At 31.8% G+C, this 3556-nt stretch carries 1 protein-coding gene; it reads right to left on the bottom strand.

Annotated elements, in window-relative coordinates:
- Positions 1 to 3556, bottom strand: a 3556-nt coding sequence (locus Q4Q55_RS10025; protein WP_303372664.1) for an Ig-like domain repeat protein, incomplete at both ends; no start/stop codon positions are given.

Here is a 3556-nt window from a genome sequence, read left to right as displayed (position 1 = left end):
TTTACTGGAGTGAAAGTTGTAGAATAAAAACCTTCATAAAACATCTCTGTTTCACTACTTTCTACAGTGATAACGAATGTAGTTTTAAATGGAATTAGATAGCTGGATTTGATTGTTTCGCCATTGACTTTAACAGTTAATGAACCATCACTATCAGTTACTGGATTGATACTGATAGTTTGACCTACCATTATTGTTTCAGGTAGACTAATGGAAATGTCTGCAACGTTTTTAATAACTACAAAAGGAATTGATTGGTTAAATGCATGATAATCACTGTTTTCGTTAGCAGTAACAGTGAGGAGATGTAAACCTGCATTAAAAGGTTTGAAGGTGACAACGTTATTTTCAATATTTTGAAGTTGTCCATCAATATAAATCTCCAAATCACCAGTAACATCTCCTAAAACAGCAAATTCAACATTTTTACCGACTTTTATATCATTAGGAACATCAATGAAGACATCACGTTTAAGTTTATCATTAACCACAAAATAATAATCCCGTGATTGTGAGGAATTGTAGTTTTCATCACCCAGATAAGATGCAGTAATATGGTATCTGCCAACTTCCGTAAATATGACCTCCAATGAATTTGTTTTGGATAGATTGATTAAATAATCTGTGCCGTTAATGTCAATTGAAACAATTCCTGTAGCTTCGGGTGTAACTTCAACAAGGATTGTTGATTTTTCACCAACTTTCGTATTATTAACAACCAGTTCAATACTGGATTCCTTTTTTGGAATGGTGAATACTTCAGATTTGAAATATGAAGATAAACCATCATATATTATAATAGAATGATTTCCAGGTGCAATATCTTTAATAGTGTAATTAGCTCGGCCTTTATCAAGGTTTACAATAGCATATGCTCCATCAATTATTACAACAACACTACCCTCAGCATTTCCAGCATCAATATTAACAGTCACATCAGCATCAGACATCACAATGTTAGTGTTGATTTCAGGCAAATCATCCATATCAATGACAAATTGTGAATTTATCTCATTGAATTCATATTCATCCTCATCCATAAATACAGTTACATCATATATGCCATTGGACAAATTATACAATTTAAGTGAAGCCAAACCATTTTTTGAAGTAATATTGTAAGTTTTGTTATTAATTAATAGCATAAATGTTTCGTTAATGTTGTTGGTTGCATAGACATTGATAAATGCAATGTTTCTAAATGTATTCATATCCAGATTAATAAAAATTTTACCTTTAACATTGATTATACTGGATTCATTTGAAGCAAAATAATTATTATCTCCTTCAAAAGTTGATTTAACATCATAAACTCCTTTTTCCAATTTTATGAAGATAATGGCTATGCCATTATCGTCAGTCACATTCATATAATTCACATTGCCAATTGTAAAAATGATCTTTTTATTTGCTATTGAATTATTATTTTCATCAAATAGAGTTATATTGTAGGCAAACACGCCTTCATCAGTTGCATTTAAGCTATTGGACACAATTCTTGTATTGTACAATTCAATAACAAATTCATCACTTAAAATATCAGCAGAATAATAAGAATTATCCAAAAGTGACACATGTACACCATACAAATCATTGGCTAAATTCTTCAATTCCAATGTGTTGCTTCCATTGATTAATTCGAATGGAACCTTTTCACCATTGATAATCATGATTATGCTTTCATTAAGTAATTTATTGGCACTTACGGTGATGTTTACATTGTTATAGACCTGAGTTATGTTTAATGTCCAGTCAATATTTATTTTTGGAAGAACATAAGAAGTCATGTTTGAAGATGAATTATATCCCTCACCATCAAATACGGCAGATATTGAGTTAATTTTTTTGTTTAAATCATACGATAGGATTGCCTTGCCGTTTACAACATTGACACTTTGGTTTTCACCATTTATATTAAAGGAGACCTTACCACATTTTACCAAATTGCCATATTCATCAATAACAATTGCAGTAACATTTGATAACTCATCCTGTTTAAAATCAATGCTTAGATTAGTTAATGTATTGATTGGATTTATATAAGTAAATGCCTTGATACATGCAACTTGGGAACTATAATTATGGGTCGAATATCTCCATGTCAAATTATATAAATCAACCCAATTTTCACCGTCATAACTTAAATATGAAATCTGTGGACTGTATACAAGAGTATTTAATAATGTTGCTTCAGATATTGGAAAAGATGCCTCTCCAAAAGAGGTAATATTGAAAATGATTTCAAATATATCTCCAGGTTTAAGTTGAATGTATTTATTTAGATTAAATGTATAGTAACCTGGAGTGGTGCTTCCTGACAAGACATCCTCAAGCTCACCATTTATCAAGACAGATGCAGTCCAATTACAAACCTTTTCAAAGTATGTTGAAACTGCAGCCAAATATTCATCGGAAGTGGAAATAAAGACATTTTTATACCAGACCTTTGATGAAGAATTTAGGAAGTAATCTGTCATGCCGGCAATGTCATACTGATAGTTTTTGTCAAATCTAATTGTATCATTTAAAATAATGGTATATGCACAATTTTCATCCAATGGCCTTGCAAAGTTTGCATCATAATAAGAAACATAGTAATATCCATTATCCTCCCAATCATCACCCCAACTATTTTTTACAATCCAAGCTCCATTTCCTTCGATGTCACTGCCCCATCTGAAATTATCTTTTGAGAAATTGTCATCCCATCCTACAATAGTGACCGCATGGTTGCAATATGTGTTATACCAACAGTAATATGCATGAGTATTTGAATTTAAATAATATGGATCCTGGTAGATTCCTGTTCCTACAGCACCGTAGTTTAAGATTGCTTTTTTAATCTCGTCATTGTCAGTATAGGATCTGCGTTCTAAAAATTTAATGTTTTGAACATGCATTACGCTATTCAATATTGGAGATAAGGTTGATTTATCATCAAACGTGTCATCAATTTCATTTACTGGACCTAACCAACTTGCAAGATATCCCCAAGGCATATTATCATAACCTCCATTGTTAGTGTCAACCAGGTTCCAACCATAATCAGAATATAAGGCTATTACATTTTTCATGTTTTCCTCAGAGAGATCCACCCAATTCCCACTAGCTTTTAAAATACAGGACTCCAAAACAGCAATGGCCGTGAATGCCCAACAGTTACCACTGGTTTGCTGATCATTAACACCAGTAACATAGCCCTCATCAATCAAACAGTATCTGCTTGGAAGAGAACTTATTGAATTTTCATCTACATTATACATAGTATAATTTCCATTGCCAATTACTAAATCAAGAGCTGAAACATCATAATAGTCCTTTTCATGAGCTGCAACATTAGAATTGGCAGAATTAAATCTTTGAAATGGAGCATTTAATTTATTTAAAAGAGAATAAATAGCTCCCCCAGTGTTAGCTGCTTTATTGTTTGTAAAAGTATTGCGCATAAAAATTGCATTTGTAGAGTTGTCAATGAATAATGCGCCGCCATTGTTGGCTGAATTATTTTCAAAAGTTGAATAAACTAATGAAAAATTACCGTACATGTGGAAAATTG

Origin of the sequence: Methanobrevibacter sp. (assembly GCF_030539555.1) — an archaeon.
Classification (GTDB): domain Archaea; phylum Methanobacteriota; class Methanobacteria; order Methanobacteriales; family Methanobacteriaceae; genus Methanocatella.
This window is presented reverse-complemented; position numbering and strand designations above follow the sequence as displayed.